15 protein-coding genes and 1 pseudogene are annotated in these 16,281 nt (G+C 71.1%); 5 read left to right on the top strand and 11 right to left on the bottom strand.

Annotation, left to right across the window (positions count from 1 at the left end; all coding sequences use genetic code 11):
* Window positions 1-43: 43 nt before the first annotated feature.
* The 6 genes and pseudogenes from ACWC1K_RS06890 to ACWC1K_RS06915 all read right to left on the bottom strand — a co-directional run.
* Window positions 44-646, bottom strand: coding sequence for a GTP-binding protein (locus ACWC1K_RS06890; RefSeq protein ID WP_450829195.1), 603 nt, complete (start codon window positions 644-646; stop codon window positions 44-46).
* On the bottom strand, window positions 633-992 hold the full coding sequence (locus ACWC1K_RS06895) for a DUF742 domain-containing protein (protein WP_450829196.1): 360 nt from the start codon (window positions 990-992) through the stop codon (window positions 633-635). The genes ACWC1K_RS06890 and ACWC1K_RS06895 overlap by 14 nt, the downstream gene beginning before the upstream one ends.
* Before the next feature lies 1 nt (window position 993).
* A complete protein-coding gene (locus ACWC1K_RS06900; RefSeq protein WP_030940055.1) occupies window positions 994-1,425 on the bottom strand; it encodes a roadblock/LC7 domain-containing protein in 432 nt (143 codons plus the stop codon).
* Window positions 1,426-1,440: 15 nt separating this feature from the next.
* A complete protein-coding gene (locus tag ACWC1K_RS06905) occupies window positions 1,441-3,795 on the bottom strand; it encodes a nitrate- and nitrite sensing domain-containing protein (protein ID WP_450829197.1) in 2,355 nt (784 codons plus the stop codon).
* Window positions 3,796-3,968: 173 nt separating this feature from the next.
* Window positions 3,969-4,976 (bottom strand): substrate-binding domain-containing protein, encoded by a 1,008-nt coding sequence (locus tag ACWC1K_RS06910; RefSeq protein WP_450829198.1) that lies wholly within the window; start codon window positions 4,974-4,976, stop codon window positions 3,969-3,971.
* A 235-nt stretch (window positions 4,977-5,211) separates the two neighbouring features.
* A pseudogene (locus ACWC1K_RS06915) lies at window positions 5,212-5,474 on the bottom strand (SAM-dependent methyltransferase); the annotation flags it as partial.
* A 188-nt stretch (window positions 5,475-5,662) separates the two neighbouring features.
* Between ACWC1K_RS06915 and ACWC1K_RS06920 the strand changes: the two are divergent.
* The gene (locus ACWC1K_RS06920; protein ID WP_450829199.1) at window positions 5,663-7,114 is read left to right on the top strand and encodes an MFS transporter; all 1,452 of its coding nucleotides are present in this window, start codon (window positions 5,663-5,665) and stop codon (window positions 7,112-7,114) included.
* A gap of 121 nt (window positions 7,115-7,235) precedes the next feature.
* Here ACWC1K_RS06920 and ACWC1K_RS06925 read toward each other — a convergent pair whose 3' ends face one another.
* The 3 genes from ACWC1K_RS06925 to ACWC1K_RS06935 all read right to left on the bottom strand — a co-directional run bounded on the left by ACWC1K_RS06925 (window position 7,236) and on the right by ACWC1K_RS06935 (window position 9,500).
* A complete protein-coding gene (locus ACWC1K_RS06925; protein ID WP_450829200.1) occupies window positions 7,236-8,264 on the bottom strand; it encodes an Lrp/AsnC family transcriptional regulator in 1,029 nt (342 codons plus the stop codon).
* A gap of 133 nt (window positions 8,265-8,397) precedes the next feature.
* Complete coding sequence (locus ACWC1K_RS06930) at window positions 8,398-8,847, bottom strand: DUF6114 domain-containing protein (protein ID WP_450829201.1); 450 nt, start codon at window positions 8,845-8,847, stop codon at window positions 8,398-8,400.
* Entirely contained in the window at window positions 8,847-9,500 is a 654-nt protein-coding gene (locus ACWC1K_RS06935; RefSeq protein ID WP_450829202.1) for a DUF6230 family protein, read from the bottom strand. Before ACWC1K_RS06935 ends, ACWC1K_RS06930 begins: the two co-directional genes overlap by 1 nt.
* A 664-nt stretch (window positions 9,501-10,164) precedes the next feature.
* Between ACWC1K_RS06935 and ACWC1K_RS06940 the strand changes: the two genes are divergently transcribed.
* Complete coding sequence (locus ACWC1K_RS06940; protein WP_450829203.1) at window positions 10,165-10,818, top strand: Tat pathway signal sequence domain protein; 654 nt, start codon at window positions 10,165-10,167, stop codon at window positions 10,816-10,818.
* Between the two features lie 18 nt (window positions 10,819-10,836).
* Here the strand turns inward: ACWC1K_RS06940 and ACWC1K_RS06945 are convergent, their stop codons facing one another.
* The gene (locus tag ACWC1K_RS06945) at window positions 10,837-11,769 is read right to left on the bottom strand and encodes a lytic polysaccharide monooxygenase auxiliary activity family 9 protein (protein WP_450829204.1); all 933 of its coding nucleotides are present in this window, start codon (window positions 11,767-11,769) and stop codon (window positions 10,837-10,839) included.
* A gap of 266 nt (window positions 11,770-12,035) precedes the next feature.
* On the opposite strand from ACWC1K_RS06945, the gene ACWC1K_RS06950 reads away from it, so the two are divergent.
* The 3 genes from ACWC1K_RS06950 (at window position 12,036) to ACWC1K_RS06960 (ending at window position 14,880) form a co-directional block, all read left to right on the top strand.
* Window positions 12,036-12,932 (top strand): ScbA/BarX family gamma-butyrolactone biosynthesis protein, encoded by an 897-nt coding sequence (locus ACWC1K_RS06950; protein ID WP_450829205.1) that lies wholly within the window; start codon window positions 12,036-12,038, stop codon window positions 12,930-12,932.
* A gap of 69 nt (window positions 12,933-13,001) precedes the next feature.
* Window positions 13,002-13,649 carry a ScbR family autoregulator-binding transcription factor gene (locus tag ACWC1K_RS06955; RefSeq protein ID WP_450829206.1) on the top strand — a complete coding sequence of 216 codons (648 nt, stop codon included), beginning with the start codon at window positions 13,002-13,004 and terminating at the stop codon, window positions 13,647-13,649.
* A gap of 46 nt (window positions 13,650-13,695) precedes the next feature.
* Complete coding sequence (locus ACWC1K_RS06960; protein ID WP_450829207.1) at window positions 13,696-14,880, top strand: damage-control phosphatase ARMT1 family protein; 1,185 nt, start codon at window positions 13,696-13,698, stop codon at window positions 14,878-14,880.
* A 17-nt stretch (window positions 14,881-14,897) separates the two neighbouring features.
* Here the strand turns inward: ACWC1K_RS06960 and ACWC1K_RS06965 are convergent, their stop codons facing one another.
* Window positions 14,898-16,154: a cytochrome P450 gene (locus ACWC1K_RS06965; protein WP_450829208.1), complete on the bottom strand. Its 1,257-nt coding sequence runs from the start codon at window positions 16,152-16,154 to the stop codon at window positions 14,898-14,900.
* Window positions 16,155-16,281 lie beyond the last annotated feature (127 nt).

Genomic DNA, 16,281 nt, shown 5'->3' on the forward strand with positions numbered 1-16,281 from the left:
CGTTTCGTCTGCGCGGGCCCGCTCAGCAGCTGGTTCTCGCCGTTCAGTTTTCCGTCGGCCGTGTGCCGCCTGTGTGGACCGCCGTCGCGATCAACTGGTCGATCAGGGCGATGAGTACGTCCCGGGACGACTCCCGCTCGCGTGCGTCGCACAGCAGCACCTGGACGTGGTCCGGGAGGGCGAGCGCCTCGCGGATCTCCTCGGGCGGGTACGGGTGGTCGCCGTAGAAGCCGTTCACGCCCACCACGAAGGGGATGCCCCGGCGTTCGAAGAAGTCGATGGCGGCGAAGCTGGTCTCCGGGCGGCGGACGTCGATGAGGACGACCGCGCCCAGGGCGCCCAGGGCCAGGTCGTTCCACATGAACCAGAAGCGCTGCTGGCCGGGCGTGCCGAAGAGGTAGAGGACGAGGTCGCCGCCGATGCTGATGCGGCCGAAGTCCAGGGCCACGGTGGTGGCCCGCTTCTCCTCGATGCCGTCCAGGTCGTCCACGCCGAGGCCGGCGGCGGTGAGGGGTTCCTCGGTGCGCAGCGGGGCGATCTCGCTGACCGAGCCGACCATGGTGGTCTTGCCGACGCCGAAGCCACCGGCGATCAGGATCTTCACCGTGTCGGGTGCCGCCCGGGTGACGAGGTCAGAGCCGGCCAAGGCCATCCCTCACTTTCTGCAGCAGGTCCAGGTCTTCCGGTTTGCAGGAGACGGGGTGCGGGGGGCGGACGGTGATACGGCCGCTCTCCAGCAGATCGCAGAGCATGATCACGACCACGCTCACCGGCAGATCGAGCAGGGCGGCGAGTTCCGCGACGGCGATCGGCTCGGCGCAGCGGCGCAGGATGCGCTGGTGCTCGGGCTGCGGTCGGGTGGCCCAGGTCGGCGGCGGGTCCACCGCGGTCACCGTCGTGATGAGCGTGAAGTCGGCACGGCTGGGCCGCGTCCGTCCTCCGGTGAGCGCGAACAGCCGTACCAGACGGCCGTCCGTGTCGCCTCCGCTCACCTCACGCGCCGGACTCGGCGGTCGGGCCGAGACCCGCCCTCGGTGCCGCGCTCAGATGCTCGCCGATCTTCTTCACCAGCATGTTCATCTGGTACGCCACCACGCCGACGTCCGCGCCCTGACTGGTGAGGACGACGAGATGGGCGCCCGGGCCGGCCGAGGTCAGTATCAGATAGCTGTGCGCCATCTCGATCAGCGCCTGCCGCACCGGACCGCCACGGAAGTCCATGCTGACGCCCTTGCTCAGGCTCATCAGACCGGACGCGGTCGCCGCAAGGCGCTCGGCGTCGTCGCGCAGGAACCCGGTGGACTTGCTGACGACCAGCCCGTCCTCGGAGAGCACCACGGCGTGGTTCACCTCGGCGACCCGCTCCACGAGTCCGGTCAGCAGCTGGTCGAGCTGGGTATGGGTGGCTGGGATGGGGCGTGTCATGGCGGTGTTCCTTCGTCAGCGGTCGGCGGGCGGAGTCGAGGGGACGTTGGTTCCTTCGGCAGGGAGGTGCGCACCCGGTTCCCGAGTGACGGGCGCTTCCTCCTGGCCCTGGTCGTACTGCGTCTCTGTGTCGTCGTCACGTGCCTGGAGCGTGCCGCGCTGGAAGCCGGCGAGCGAGGAGGCGGCCCGCTCAGCCGTGAACTCCTCCGCGTGACCGTTGTGTTCGCCGCCGGCGGGCTCCTCGCGCAGCTCGGCGGCCAGGCTGGTCTGAGGGACACGGCGGGGCAGCGGGGCGGGGCTGTCGCGCCGGACGGCGGGCACGGCCGCGGCGAGGGCGGTGCGCGCCGGGGCTGCGGGGCGGGGCTCCCGTACGGGCTGAGCGGACTCCTCCGCGGCGGCCGGCTCCTTTGCGGCGGGAGCGTCCTCGGCGGGGGCCGGCACCGGCTCCCGTACGACGATCTCGTGCGGGAGCAGCACGATCGCCGTCGTTCCCCCGTACGGCGAGGGGCGCAGCGTGACCGCGATGCCGTGCCGGGTGGCGAGGCGGGCGATCACGAACATGCCGAGCCGCAGGTCGTCGGCCAGGCCCACCACGTCGAACTGCGGCTGAACCGCCAACTGCGCGTTGAAGGAGGCGTAGTCCTCCTCCGACAGACCGAGGCCGCGGTCCTCCACCTCCACCGCCAGACCCTTGGCCACCATCGCGGCCCGCACGTCGACCGGCGCCGGAGCGGGCGAGTACGCGGTCGCGTTGTCGATCAGCTCGGCCAGCAGATGGATCACGTCGGCCACCGCGGGCGGCGCGATGTGCACGTCCTCGTCGGTGTGCACCTCGACCCGCTGGTACTCGGCGACCTCGCCGACGGCGCTGCGCAGGATGTCGATCAGCGCGACCGGCTCCCGCCAGCTGCGCCGCGGCTGCTCGCCGCTGATGATGACCAGGTTCTCCTCGTAGCGGCGCAGCTGGCTGGCGGTGGAGTCCAGTTCGTACAGGCCCTTGAGGACGTCCGGGTCGGAGTGGCTGCGCTCCAGCGCGTCCAGCTTGGTCAGCTGCAGATTGACCAGGTTCTGGCTCTGCCGGGCGATGCCGAGGATGACCTTCTGGAAGCCGCGCCGGGTGTCGGCGAGTTCGATCGCTGTGTGCACCGCCGTGCGCTGCGCCTTGTTGAACGCCCGTGCCACCTCGCCCAGTTCGTCCCGGCCGTAGTCCAGCGGCGGGGTCGCCAGATCCGCGTCGACCTTCTCGCCCCGGTCGAGGCGGGCCACGACGTCCGGCAGCCGTTCCTCGGCCAGGCTCAGGGTGGCCTCCCTGAGGCCGCGCAGCCGCCGGGACAGGGACCGGGTGATCCGCCAGGACATGCCCACGCACAGCAGCAGCGCGATCAGACCGCCCGCGCTCAGCGAGGCGGCGGTGAGCAGCAGGCTGTCGGATTTCTCGGCGCTCCGGTCGAGCAGCCCGGACGTCTGGTGCTCGATCAGCCTCGTGTACTCGTCACCGACCTTGCTGAACGCGGCCGCCCACTGCTTCTGCGCGGCGGGCAGCGGGACCTTCCCGCCGACGGCGGACGACCGGGCCGCGAGCACCTGGTCCTCGATGTTCTGAATGGTCTGCCATTCGGGGCTCTGCAGGATCCGCTCGGTCTCGGTCTTGGTGCTGCCCGTCAGCGAGGGGACGATCTGGTCCTGGACGAGCCACCGCCGGGTGTTCACGAGCTGTGCGAACGTGTCCCAGGTCTTCTCGGGCAGGTGCCCGCTCGGCCAGGCCAGGGTGAGCTGGGTGTCCTCCTGGGAGGTCAGCTCCGCCGCGTGCTCCAGCGCGACGAGCGGGCCGGCCTGCGAGGTGAGGTCGCCGTCGTCGACCTGGGAGAGCGCCTGGAAGGCGTGTATCTGGTCGTCGATGATCGAGCTGTACTGGTCCAGCGCCTGCGCGGCCGTGATGTCGGTCGGGTTGTCGACCTGGCCCCGGTAGTACTCGAGGCTGCCCACCGAGCCGACGACCGAGTACAGCCGGTCCGAGATGCGCGCGGGCGCCTTCTTGATCGCCTCGGCCTGTCCGACCAGCCGTGCGACCGCCCTGTCCGTCTTCTTGCGCTGGGCGACCAGCGCCGAGCGGGAGCCGCGCGGGTCGCCGGCCACCCAGGCCGCCGACAGGCTGCGCTCCCGCTGCAGCGTGAGCGTCGCTTCCGTGCCCATGGCCCCGGTCGACCGGCTCAGTTCGGTCTGCCCCCGCAGCCGCAGCCCCTCGTCAAACATCTGCGTGGTCGTCAGGGCCCACATCGCGGCGAGGGTGACGCCGGGCACCAGGGCCAGCAGGATCAGGGAGAGACGTATGGAGCCGAGACGGCGCCGGGCACCTGTCCGTGGAGACATCGTCGTCCTAGGCGGTCAGCGGAGCGGAGGGGGACGGAGGGGGAAACACGGGGGTGGCCGTGAGCGGGGAGAGAAGGGGTGCACAGGATGCTATCCGTACAAGTGACCGCACGTGCCACAGGTCCTCGAATCTTTCGCGACATTGCTGTACGAAGTGTTGCCCGGCGTCCGGCTCAGCGTGTGCCGCGCGCCGCGTACCTGGCGACCGAGGCCACGTTCGCCTTGGTCACGAAGGCGGGACCGGTGAGCACGGGTGACACTCCGCCCCCGCTGATGTTGCCGTTGGTCCTGTACAGCCAGAGGGCGTCCACCGCGAGGTAGCCCTGCAGATACGGCTGTTGATCCACCGCGAACTGCACGTCACCGCTCTGGACCGCCTTCACCAGGTCCCGGTTGAGGTCGAAGGTGGCGACGCGGGCCCTGCTGCCCGACTGCTCCACCGACTTCACCGCGGTGAGCGCGAACTGGGCGCCGTTGGCGATCACTTCGTCGATCGTCGGGTCCTGCCGCAGCCTGGCGGTGATCGCGGCGGCGGTCGCGTGCGCGTCGGTGCCCTCGACGTAGAGCATCTCGGTCCTGCCGTCGAAGGTCTTCTTCACGCCGGCACAGCGGGCCTCCAGGGCGACGTTGCCGCGCTCGTGGATCACGCACAGGGCGTGCTGGGCGTTGAGGGCGTCCAGCTTGTCGCCGACGGCCCGCCCGGCGAGGCTCTCGTCCTGCCCGAAGAACTCCAGCACCCCCTCGGACTGCCAGGAGTCGATGCCGGAGTTGAGGCCGACCACAGGTGTGTCCGCCGCCTTGGCCGCCGCTATCGGGCCCTTCATGGCCTGCGGCTTGGCGAGCGTCACCGCGATGCCGTCGACCTTCTGGCGGACCGCGTCCCGCACCAGTTCGGCCTGCCCCGCCGCATCGGAGTCATTGGCGTAGGTCAGGTCGATGTCGTCCTTCGCCGCCGCGTCCTCGGCGCCCTTCTTCACCAGGTTCCAGAAGGTGTCGCCCGGCGAGGCGTGCGTGACCATGGCGACCTTGAGTCGGGCGGTGCCCGCCCTGCCGACGCCGTCCTTGGAGTCGGACGTGGCGCCGGCCGCGGAACAGCCGGCCGCCAGCAGGCACACGGCCACGGCCAGGGCGGCGACGCGCGCGGATCTGTGGGATGCGGGCGGTGGGGGAGGAGTGTTCATGAGGGTACGGCACCTCGCTGTGCGGCCGAGCAAGCGGAACGGCGAGAGGAGTCCCCGAACGGCGTCCGACACGCCGTACACCGTCCGGATGACTCTCGCTGGCCGGAGCCAATCGTGTGTGACCGCCGGTAGTCAAGTGATCAGCAACATTGAGTGAGTTGTTGCTGCCGCATCGTGATGATGCGTTCCGGCTGGCAGGGGGGTGTCCACGGCCCGCGGACAGAGGGAGGGCTCGTCACGGCTTGCGGGCCACCGCCCCATACCTGGCGATGTCCTCGTCGCGGACCGGTTCGCCGTCCGTCCCGTCCGGACACCACGCCTCCGCGAAGGTGCGCAGCCGTGTCGGCATGCCGCGGGCCGCGTACTCACGGGCGACTGGGCCGAGCTCGTCCGGGTCCAGGGTGTCGCGGAAGGCGGCACCGCCGACTGGGCGATCTCATGGATGTTGGGCGAGGTCGGAATGCCGGTGCCGATGTCGAGGAACTGTCGCACGCCCGCGAGGGGCGGGGCCGGGAGTGTGGGAAATCCACACCGCGTACCGCTTCGACGGAAGAAATCCCCACCCCGGAGCCTGTGGCTGGAGGCCCTTCTTCGCCCGCCTCCACGCTGGGCCGTGGCCGGTCGGACGCCCTGCTCGACGGGGTGCCGGCCGAGGTCCTACGACGGTGGAGAGGAACCCCCCCCCGATGACTGCTGAACGCGTGCTGACGCCGGCTCCCACGGCGTACCGGTGGCGGTGGCCGGCGCTCGCCGCACTGCTGCTCGGTGAGGCGATGAACCTGCTGGACGCGACGATCGTGCAGGTCGCCGCGCCGGCCATCCACGCCGAGCTGGGCGGCTCGGTCTCCGACATCCAGTGGTTCACGACCGCCTACACCCTGCCCTTCGCGGTGCTGCTGATCACCGGTGGCCGGCTGGGTGACATCGCCGGCCGCAAACGGCTGTTCGTGCTCGGGGTCACGGGCTTCATGCTGGCGTCCGCCGCGTGCGCCGTGGCGCCCTCGGTGGGGCTGCTGATCGCGTTCCGGGTGCTGCAGGGCGGGGCGGCGGCCGTGATCATTCCCCAGACCATCGGACTGATCAAGGCCATGTTCACGGGGCCCGAGGTGGCCAAGGCCCTCGGCAGCATCGGCCCCGTGATGGGTCTGGCGGCGGTGTGCGGACCGGTGCTCGGCGGTGTGCTCACCCACGCCGACCTGTTCGGCTCCTCGTGGCGCGCGGCGTTCCTGGTGAACGTCCCGCTCTCGCTGCTCGTGCTCGCGCTCTCGCCCAGGCTGCTGGAGAACCGCGCCCCGCGGCGGCCCACCCTCGACCTGACGGGCACGCTGCTGGCCATGGCGGGGATCGGGCTGGTCGTCCACCCGCTGATCGGCACGGACCCGGCCACGATGTCGGGGTGGAGCTGGGGGCTCGTGGCGGCCGGGCTGTGCCTGATGACGATGTTCGCGGTGCACCAGCGCAGGGCGGCCGTGACCGGGCGCACCCCGCTGGTGGAACCGAGCCTGTTCGCGCACCGCGGGTTCCCGGCCGCCCTCGTGACGTCGACGTGCTTCTTCGCGGTCACCAACGGTCTGCTGACGGTCGTCGTGCTCCAGCTCCAACTGGGCGCGGGCGTCGGGGTGTTGAAGGCGGGGCTGACACTGGCGCCGTGGTCGGTGGGGCTGGCCGTCGCGTCCTGGATCGCGGGGGCGCGTCTGGTCGGACGGTACGGGCAGCGTGTGATGTCGCTCGGTCTGGGGGTGCTGTTGTCGGGGGCCCTGTCGGCGATCGCGGTGTACAGGGTGGCGGACGCGGGCTCCTACCCCACGCCGCTGCTGTTCGCGCTGGGGGTCGTGGGGGTCGGCGTGGGCCTGTTCACCCCCGCCTTCTTCACCCTCGCCCTGAAGCCGCTGCGCCCGCAGGAGATCGGCTCGGCCGCGGGGCTGCTCAATGCCGTGCAGCAGTTGGGGGCGACGCTCGGGGTCGCGGTGCTGGGCAGTGTGTATCTGGGCGGTGCGGGCCCCGGCGACGCGGCGGCGGGGCTGCGGGCGGTGCAGTCGGCGGTCTGGGTGGCGGCGGGGTTGCTGGCGGTGAGCTTCGGGACGAGCCGGATGATGGTCGACGCGAGCGCGCCTGCGGATGCCGGGACGGGGCGCTGACAGCCCCTCGGCCCCAGTGGCGGGCCTCCGCCCACCCCGTTCCTCAAACGCCGAAGGGGCCGGGTTTGCCGGCCGGGGCTTCGGCTTTTCGGCCCGTCCGGCGTTTGAGGACGAGGCCCCTTCAGGGCCGAACGGGGGGTTGGGGGCGGAGCCCCCGGGGGCGGGGGCTCGGCAGGGGTGTGAGGATCGGGCTTGCTGCCTTGAGGTTCTGGAGGACCGGGCTGGTTTCCAGGGTGTGGATCGCGTCCAGGGAGCCGAGACGGTGGACCAGATAGCGGTGCAGGTCGGCGGGGTCGCGGCAGAGGGCCTGCGCGACCAGGTTGGTGGGGCCCGTGGTGGCCGCGACGAAGGCCAGTTCGTCGTGGCCCGCCAGCGTTGTCGCCACGCGGTCCAGATGGGCCGGCCGCACCGCCATCCACAGCAGCGCCCGCGTGTGGACACCGAAGTGGCCGGCATCGACCTCGACGTCGAAGAAGACCGTGCCGCCTGCCCGCAGATCCGCGAGCCGCCGCGCCACGGTCACCGGGGACCAGCCGGTCGCCTGTGCCAGCTCGGCGTGCGTGGCCCGCCCGTCCTTCTGCAGGGCGAGCAGCAACTCGGCGTCCCCGTCGGCAAGTTGGCGAGGTACCGGAACGTAGGACGTGTCCGGCGCCTCATACTCGCGCAGGGCGCGCTGCTGCCGCTCGTCCAGCGCGCTCGCGCTCCGGCGCCAGTTCGTCGGCCCGCCCAGATAGGTGTGCAGCAGGCAGTGTGCGGACACCGCGGTGATGGCGCCGGTGCGTGGAATGTCGTGCAGGAGCAGCGAGTTGCCCGCCCCCTCCGAGTCCGTCGGCGCGTGGATGACCGTCACGATCTCGGTGCCGCCGGAGGCGAGCTTCACCCACGACGTGTCCTGACGTCGCACCAGCGCATACGCCAGATCCCGCGCGGAACTCGCCACCACGGTGAGCCGGACCAGCCACTGCGTCTGCCCCGCCCGGTGCGGGTCCGACAACCCCACCACCCGCAGCGAGGCCTCCGCACGCAGCCGCCGGTACCGCCGCGCGACCGTCTGCGCGGAGACGCCGAGCACGGCGGCGATCCGGCTGAACGGCGCGCGGCCGTCGATGTGCAGCGCATGGATCAGGGCACGGTCCAGGTCGTCCAGCATGCACACATTCTTCAGTCACGTTCCGCAGCCGCAGTGACAGCCATGGCCGTATCCACCATCACGCCGGCCGGGGCCGCACTCGCCGTGGGTGCGGGGCGACCCCTGGGCGAGTGCCGGTCCCGGCCCGGCGTGACTACAGCTGCACGGCCTCGTGCACCGTTCGTGCGGCTTCCGCGGCCCGCGCTTCCTTCCTGCGCCGACGCCGGCTCACCCGCGGCTCCTGATCCGGCAGCCAGCCGAAGGTGAGGCAACTGCCGACGGCACCGAGGAGCAGACCGATGAAGAAGCCGCCCAGGTTCGAGGTGAGCCAGGTGCCCAGGGAGGCCAGGACGCCGATGATCGAGTAGAACAGGCGCTGCGTGGGGTTGAAGAGGGTCAGCAGCCCGCACAACAGCATCACGGTGGGCAGGAGGTAGCCGGCCAGGTTCTGCGTGGCGGCGTGCATCATGACCTTCAGCGAGGCCTTCTCGGTGAGCAGGATCTCCGCCCCGCCCAGGGCGAGCAGCAGCCCGCCCCAGAACGGACGGCGGGCCCGCCACTCAGGAAAAGCGGGCCGCGCGCCTTGATTCGGACGGTCCGACATCAGCAACCCGAGTCGCTGAAGCTGAGTTTCAGGCCCGGCAGCTTGAACACCCCGGCCGTGGTCGCATAGTTGGTCTGCCGCAGGTTGTCGATGTGCACCGTGTCGGCCTGCTGACTGAAGACGCCCGCCGGTCCCTTGACGCCGGCCTTGTTGAGCGTGCTCGCGTCGTTGCCGATCTCGATGTTCTTGAAGGCGGCGTCGCCGGTCAGCTGGGTCGAGTCCGTGGTCAGGTCGGTCGCCTGCACCTTCGACGAGCCACTGCCCGCCTTGATCAGCAGGTTGGTGCCGCCCAGGTCGACGCTCTGGCACAGGCTGTCCAGTGTCGCGCTCTTGATGGCGGAGGTGACGATCAGGACCTGACCGCCGGTGTCGCCCGCGTTCGGGCTGTTGTCGATCATGCTGTCGAGCCCACCGAACTGCTCGAAGCCGGTGCCGTCGAGCGACTTGGCGGTCACCGTGAAGGGCATTCCGGAGATCGAGAACGAGACCCCCAGCGCCCCCTCGGCGGTCATGATCGCGAGACCGGCCGCAACCGCGACGGCCGGGACCGCCATCACCGCGGCGCGGCGCAGCCGGACCCGCCCGCCTCTCGCGGGGTCGGGAGAGGAACCGCTTTCTGGGTTCCCTGTGGTGAGTTCGGCGGACGAGGCCATGTCTGCTCCCATGTGCATAGTCAGTGCGGGTTGGGCATCATCGGCGCGTTGTCCTGGCGCGGACAGCGGCTGCAGACGCACGCCTCCTCCCAAACTCCCGGCGGGTGGAAGGGCTTTCTCGTACTCCGCAGTAGCCAGCGAGGAAGTTACCCGTGGTTACTTTCAAGGGTCAAGGGAGTTGTGAAAAAAGAGTGTTGGTTGTGCCCCACCTGTGGCTCGGCAGGTTTCCGCCTGTTCCGCCAAACCCTTGAACGATCGTCAACTACCTTGTCCCACCTTGACGTTGACTGACACTCAGGTCTACAACTGCCCCTGGCTTCCCCCGGATCCGTGGCGCCGGATCCAGCCACGCGGCACCGTCCGCGTCTCCCGGACCCCTCCTGTCCGCACGGGCCCTTCACGGCCCGAGATCCCCCCGACGGCCCGGTAAGGGCACTTCCCCCCTGGTCCGCTCCAGGCCGTCGCTTCCGCCCGGCCCGACCGCCGGCCCACCCCCAGGGTCTGCGGCCGGTCACCGGCCGGACGCCGTTGCCGGACCGTGCCGTACGGAGAAGGCGTCACGGTCCGGCATCGGCGGACGTCGACCGGCGTCCCCCCACCTTCCTCGCGCCACATCGCAAGCCCCCCACCCCTCAAACCCCGCACCAGAAAGAGGTACGTCCGCATGCGCACTCGCACCCTGCTCACCCTCGTCGGAACCGTCGCCGCCCTCTCGATCCCCGCGGCCGTCCCGGCCTCGGCGGCCGACACCCCCGTCCTCACCACCGGCTCGACCGGCGGCACCGCCGTCGCGGTCGGCGACGTCCTCTCCGCGCCGCTGGCCGGCGGCACCAAGGCCACGCTCTACTCCAGCGCGACCGGCACCAGCGGCGTGAGCTGCACGTCCTCGACGTTCACCGCCACGGTCACGGACAACCCCGCCGCGCCGGGCACGGCCACCGAGTCCGTCGGCGCGCAGACCTTCGACAGCAGCAGCTGCACCAGCAATGTCCTCGGCGTGACGGGCGTCACCAGCATCACGGTCGACAACCTGCCGTACACCACCACCGTGGCCTCCGACGGCACGCTGACCGTGACTCCCGCGAGCGGCTCCACCATCCAGACCACGGTCAAGCTGAAGACCCTGCTGGGCTCCATCACCTGTGTCTACCAGGCCCCCAGCCTGACCGGCACGACGAGCAACAGCGACGCCAGCATCAACTTCACCAACCAGCAGTTCACCAAGGTGTCCGGTTCGTCGCTCTGCTTCAGCAGCGGCTACTTCACCGCCAAGTACGCCGCGGTGACCGACAACGGCGCCACCGTCTACGTCAACTGACGCCCGGCCAGGCGTAGTTCAGCGTCGACGCAGACGCAGCGCCAGGGCGGCGCCGCCGGTGAGCACCAGCACCGCAGCGGCGCCGCCCGCCAGCATGGGCGCCGACGGGCCCGAGCCCGCGGTGGAGGTCGAGGCCACCGGCGTGCTGTCGGGTTCGATGGACCCCTGCCGTGGAGTCGCGGCCTCTGCCGTACGGGAAGGAGTCGTAGGGGGTTCGGGCGTGGCCGTGGGGCTGCTGCTCGCGCTCTTCCGGCCGCCGGCCGCGGATGCGGACGCCGATGCCGGCGTACCGCCGCTCCTGCCGCTCCCGGCCGTCCCGAACTGCACGTCCGAGCACGAGTAGTACGTGTCCGTCGTGCTGCTGTTCTGCCAGATGGTGTAGAGCACGTGGTGCCCGGTCCGGTCGGACGGCAGCTTCGCGGTGATGCGGTACGCGCCGTTCGTCAGGGCCGGGTCCTTGACCGAGGCGAACGGCCGGTCCGGCAGCTCGGCCCAGGTCAGCGGCTTCTTCGGGTCGTAGCCGGGCTTGGTGAGGTAGAGCTTGAACGTGCCGGTGTGCGGGATCGTCGAGGCGTATTTCATCGTCAGGGTCGCGCCCGGCTTCAGGGTCGTCGACGGCCAGTCGGAGCGGGCGAGGTCGAGGCCCTTGTAGGCGGGCAGCCCGCCGCTGCACAGCTTTCCGTCGGGGATGACCTGGCGGTCCCTGCCGCCCACGTCCGCGACCCGCAGGTTGTCCCAGAACGTGAACGGGGCGCCGTTCGCGGCAACCGCCGCCTTGCACGCCGCCGACCGCGCGTTGCTGCCGCCGTCGGGTGAGCAGGCGTAGGCCCTGCTGACCGGATCCGTGGGCGCGCCATGCGCCTGCGCGGTGCCCGCCGCCCACAGGGGCAGCAGGAACGGGGTCACGAAGGCGGCCGTCAGGGCGGTGCGGTGTGCGGTCATCCGGGGCATCCGGAACGTCTCCTCGGCCAGGCGCGGAACGATGTGCTCCCGTGAAGTACGGGAAACCGGCCCGGCGCGTTCAGCGCACGACGCCCGGGCGCGGTTCCGGAGCGAACAGCCGCTTGCACCTTGACCGTTCACCTGCGCCGTATGCACCCTCGGTGCCACCCGGATCACATTGAAAACCAACCGGTCGCCTCGTACTCTGGCGGTCGCCGGCACGGCCACCTCACCGTCTGGTCTGTGATCCGTTTCCGGGGGGACGAGGGAGGGACATGCCCCGAACGACCATGCCCCGACCGGCTTTGACGGCCACCGTGCCTCGTCAGCTCGTCCACCGCGCCGCCGTGGCGGAAACGTTTCTCACCGACTGGGAGCGCTCCGGTCCCGACCGGTTCACGCTGTTCGCGCAGTGGCCGCGAGCTCATCAATTACACGTGTCGCCGGACCGGTCGGCGTACGAGCCGCTGCTCGTCGCGGAGACCGTGCGCCAGTGCGGAGCACTCCTCGCGCACGCCGAGTACGACGCCCCCTTCGACCACTGCTTCGTGCTCCAGGAGCTGCACCTCACCACGCATCCCGAGCACCTCGCCGTCGCCGCCGCGCCCGCCGAACCCGCCCTGGACGTCACCGTGTCCGACGTCCGCCACCGCGCGGGCCGCCCCACCGCGCTCCGCTACGACACCGTCGTACGTCTCGGCGGCGAGCGCGTCGCCACCGCGCACATCGCCGTCAGCTGGACCAGCGAGTCCGTCTACCGCCGGCTGCGGGGCGGCCGCACTCCGGCCACCGTCACCGCGCTGCCGCTCCCGCCCGCGCTGCCCGCCGCAGCCGTGGACCGGGCCCTGCCCGCGGACGTCGTGCTGGCCCCGCCCGACCGGCCCGGCCGCTGGCAACTGCGAGTAGATACCGCGCATCCCGTTTTCTTCGACCATCCGCTCGATCACGTCCCCGGCATGCTGCTCCTGGAGGCGGCCCGGCAGGCGGCCCGCGTCCGGGCCGTCGGACCGGCGGGGGGCGGGTCCTTCCGCGCGACCTTCCATCAGTATGCTGAGCTGGACAGACCCACCTGGATCGAGGTGACCGACGAGACCGGGACGGGTCTGGAGGTGCGCGGATTCCAGGGCGAGTCGACGGTGTTCGAGTGCACCGTCGGCACCGCCGCACGGTGAGATATCGTTTACTGGGAGTGAGAAAAACAAACAGCACGGCCCGTTTCCAGCCCCAGGAGTGTTCAGTCGATGGCGAGGCAGTTACGCGCCGAGCAGACCCGCGCGACGATCATCACGGCCGCAGCAGACCTGTTCGACCGCCGCGGCTACGAATCGACCAGCCTGAGCGACATCGTGGAACACGCCCAAGTCACCAAGGGTGCCCTCTACTTCCACTTCGCGGCCAAGGAGGACCTCGCCCACGCCATCATGGAGCTCCAGTCCAAGGCCTCGCACGAGGTGGCGAAGGGCCTCGACGCCAAGGGCTACTCCTCGCTCGAAACCCTGATGCGCATCACCTTCGGCATAGCCCGTCTCTCCGTCGAGGGTCCGATCCCCCGGGCCGGGCTCCGGCTCGCCACCGGGGAAGTGGCCGTGCGGCCGCCACTGCGGCACCCCTTCAACGAGTGGCGGGACATCGCCACTCGCAAACTCCTCGGCGCCGTCAAGGAGTCCGACGTCCACCCGGACATCGACGTCGACGCCGTCGCCCACTCCCTCGTCAGCTTCTTCGTCGGCACCCGCGTGGTGGGGCGCTCCCTCGAACCCGTCGCCCACCAGCCCCGCAGACTGGCCGAGATGTGGCACCTGACGATCCGCGGTCTGGTCCCGGTGACCCGCCGCGCCCGCTATGTGAGTCTCGCCGCCCGGCTGGAGCGCGAGATCAGGACCGTCTGACGGAGGATCCCAGGACCTGCCCGGGGGCGGACCTATCGTGGGGCGCATGCCCGACACCTCGTCGCCCCACCCTCCGTCCGCGCCCGTGATCCTCGGCAGCGAGCCGGGGTCGTTCCCCCACAGCGTGCTCGCCGAGCGGCACCCCGCGATCATTCGGCAGGTACGGGAGGCCTTCCCCTACGGCCCCGCACAGCACCGTGCTCTCGACGCGCTCCTCGCGAGCTGCACCAAGGGTGTCGTCGAACCGCTTCCCGCCGACGCGCACGACCGGGCCCGCTGGGAGGCATGGGGCATGGCCGAGTACGCCGGCCGTTCCTGGTACGACATCCCCTGGCTCTGGTCGGAGAGCTACTTCTACCGCCAACTCCTCGACGCCGTCGGCTACTTCGGTGCCGGGCCCTGGCAGGGCATCGACCCGTTCCGGCCCTTCAAGCTGGCCGAACTCGACTCCCCGGAGACGGACGAGGAACTGGCCGCCCTCGACGCCCTGTCCGCCGACGACCAGGACCGCGCCCTGCTGCACGGCTCCCTCTGGGGCAACCGCGCCGACCTCGGTTTCCGCCTCTCCGCCACCGCCGCCGGCACCCCGGACACCGCCCCGGGCCTGGTCGCCGACGACAGCGAGACCCTGTGGTCGCTGCTCCCACGGGCCGGCGCGGGCACGCTCTGCCTCATCGCGGACAACGCGGGCCGCGAACTCGTCCCCGACCTGCTCCTCATCGCCCACCTCCTCGAACGCGGGCGCATCGGGCGCGCCGTCCTGCACATCAAGCCGTACCCGTACTACGTCTCCGACGCGACGACGGCCGATGTGCTCGACGCGCTCAGGAGGCTCACCGGGGCGCGAGGCGCGGCCGCCGAGTACGGCCGCATCCTGTGGTCGGCGATGACCGACGGCCGCCTCGGTCTGCGCGCCCACCCCTTCTCCGCCGGACCGCTGCCGTACGCCGACATGCCGGGCGACCTCCGCGCGGAGCTCGCCACGGCCGCGCTGACCCTCGTGAAGGGCGACCTCAACTACCGTCGTCTCGTGGGCGATCGGCTGTGGGCGCCGACGACATCCTTCGCGGACGTCACAGCCCACTTCCCCGGCCCGGTCGCCGCCCTGCGCACCCTGAAGTCCGACGTGATCACCGGCCTGGCCCCCGACACCGAGGCCGCGCTCGTGGCGGCCGAGGGGCAGCGGTGGCGGACCGGAGGCACTCACGCGCTGATCCAGGTGCGGGCCTGAGGGCCTGCCCTTGAACCTCAGGCCACCAGCACCGGCAGCGACTTGATTCCGTTGATGAAGTTGGACGTCAGCCGCTTGGCCGGCCCCGCCGTGCGCAGGACCGGCAGGGCGCGCAGCGCCTCCCCGTACAGCACCCGCAGCTGCAACCGGGCGAAGTGCGCGCCCAGGCAGACATGCGGACCGTCCCCGAAGGAGACGTGCGGGTTCGGCGTACGGGACAGGTCGAGGAGCTCCGGCGCCTCGAAGACCCTTTCGTCGTGGTTCGCGGAGGCATGGAAGACGACCACCTTGTCGCCCGCACGGATGCGCCGCCCCGCCAGCTCGGTGTCGCGGGCGGCGGTGCGGCGGAAGGTGAGGACCGGCGGGTGCCGGCGCAGCAACTCCTCGACAGCGAGTGGCAGTTCGGCCTTTCCCGCGCGCAGCAGCTCGTACGCCTCCGGGTGCTCGGCCAGGGTCAGCAGCCCGCCGGGGGCGGCGCCGCGGACGGTGTCATTGCCCGCGACGGTGAGCAGGAAGAAGAACATCTCCAGTTCGGCGTCGGCGAGTTCCGTGTCCTGGGCGAGCGTCGTCAGCACGTCGTCGGCGGGGTGGCGGCGCTTGTGCGCGGCGAGCTGCTGGGCGTAGGCGAACATGTCCCGGAGCATCGCGGGGGAGCGGGGGTTGACCGGTTCGCCCGCCGCGTCGAGCACGGGGGTGCCGGCCTCGTCCGGGTCCTGGTAGCCGATGACCCGCTGCGTCCAGTGCAGCAGCAGGCCGCGGTCGCCGTCCGGGACGCCGAGCAGGTCGGCGAGGTTGAGCAGGGCGTAGTCGTCGGTCACGGCGGTGACGAGGTCGACGGTGCCGTTCGCCGCCCGGGCCGTTTCGAGGGCCTGTGCGAACAGCCGGCGCGCCCGCTCCCGCGCGACGGACCTGAAGCGGTCGATGCGCCCGGGGGTGAAGGCGCGGCTGACCAGTCGCCTCAGCCGCCCGTGCTCCGGCGGATCCTGATTGAGCATCATGCGCCGGATGAAGGGGAGGTCGGCGGGGTCGGGGTCGCGGATCTGGGTGGCGCCGAGGTGTGAGGAGTAGGTCGCCGAGTCCTTGAGGACGCGTACCACGTCCGCGTGCCGGGTCACCGCCCAGAAGCCGGGCCCGGCGGGCCAGCCCAGCACCTCGGGCTCGTCCTGCCAGGCCACGGGGTGGTGGTCGCGGAGCGCGCGGTAGGCGGCGTGGGGCACCCCGGCGGCGTACTGCCGTGGATCGAAGACGTCCGGGACCGGTGGGGTCTCATGCATGCGATCACGGTGGCGTTCGCCGCGGGGCTTCGGCAAGGCCTTCGTATTTCTCCAAAGAGTGGCCGGTTGACCCGCCTTGATGTGGTGATCATGACAATTACCGGGTAGTCATGCCGCATGGCGTTAC

It is taken from the genome of Streptomyces sp. NPDC001492 (genome assembly GCF_053597275.1).

Bases quoted from the DNA above. Each gene is read 5' to 3' on its own strand.
- ACWC1K_RS06900 (WP_030940055.1), bottom strand. From the start codon at position 1,425: ATGACACGCCCCATCCCAGCCACCCATACCCAGCTCGACCAGCTGCTG.
- ACWC1K_RS06905 (WP_450829197.1), bottom strand. From the start codon at position 3,795: ATGTCTCCACGGACAGGTGCCCGGCGCCGTCTCGGCTCCATACGTCTC.
- ACWC1K_RS06910 (WP_450829198.1), bottom strand. From the start codon at position 4,976: ATGAACACTCCTCCCCCACCGCCCGCATCCCACAGATCCGCGCGCGTC.
- ACWC1K_RS06920 (WP_450829199.1), top strand. From the start codon at position 5,663: ATGACTGCTGAACGCGTGCTGACGCCGGCTCCCACGGCGTACCGGTGG.
- ACWC1K_RS06925 (WP_450829200.1), bottom strand. From the start codon at position 8,264: ATGCTGGACGACCTGGACCGTGCCCTGATCCATGCGCTGCACATCGAC.
- ACWC1K_RS06930 (WP_450829201.1), bottom strand. From the start codon at position 8,847: ATGTCGGACCGTCCGAATCAAGGCGCGCGGCCCGCTTTTCCTGAGTGG.
- ACWC1K_RS06935 (WP_450829202.1), bottom strand. From the start codon at position 9,500: ATGGCCTCGTCCGCCGAACTCACCACAGGGAACCCAGAAAGCGGTTCC.
- ACWC1K_RS06940 (WP_450829203.1), top strand. From the start codon at position 10,165: ATGCGCACTCGCACCCTGCTCACCCTCGTCGGAACCGTCGCCGCCCTC.
- ACWC1K_RS06945 (WP_450829204.1), bottom strand. From the start codon at position 11,769: ATGCCCCGGATGACCGCACACCGCACCGCCCTGACGGCCGCCTTCGTG.
- ACWC1K_RS06950 (WP_450829205.1), top strand. From the start codon at position 12,036: ATGCCCCGAACGACCATGCCCCGACCGGCTTTGACGGCCACCGTGCCT.
- ACWC1K_RS06955 (WP_450829206.1), top strand. From the start codon at position 13,002: ATGGCGAGGCAGTTACGCGCCGAGCAGACCCGCGCGACGATCATCACG.
- ACWC1K_RS06960 (WP_450829207.1), top strand. From the start codon at position 13,696: ATGCCCGACACCTCGTCGCCCCACCCTCCGTCCGCGCCCGTGATCCTC.
- ACWC1K_RS06965 (WP_450829208.1), bottom strand. From the start codon at position 16,154: ATGCATGAGACCCCACCGGTCCCGGACGTCTTCGATCCACGGCAGTAC.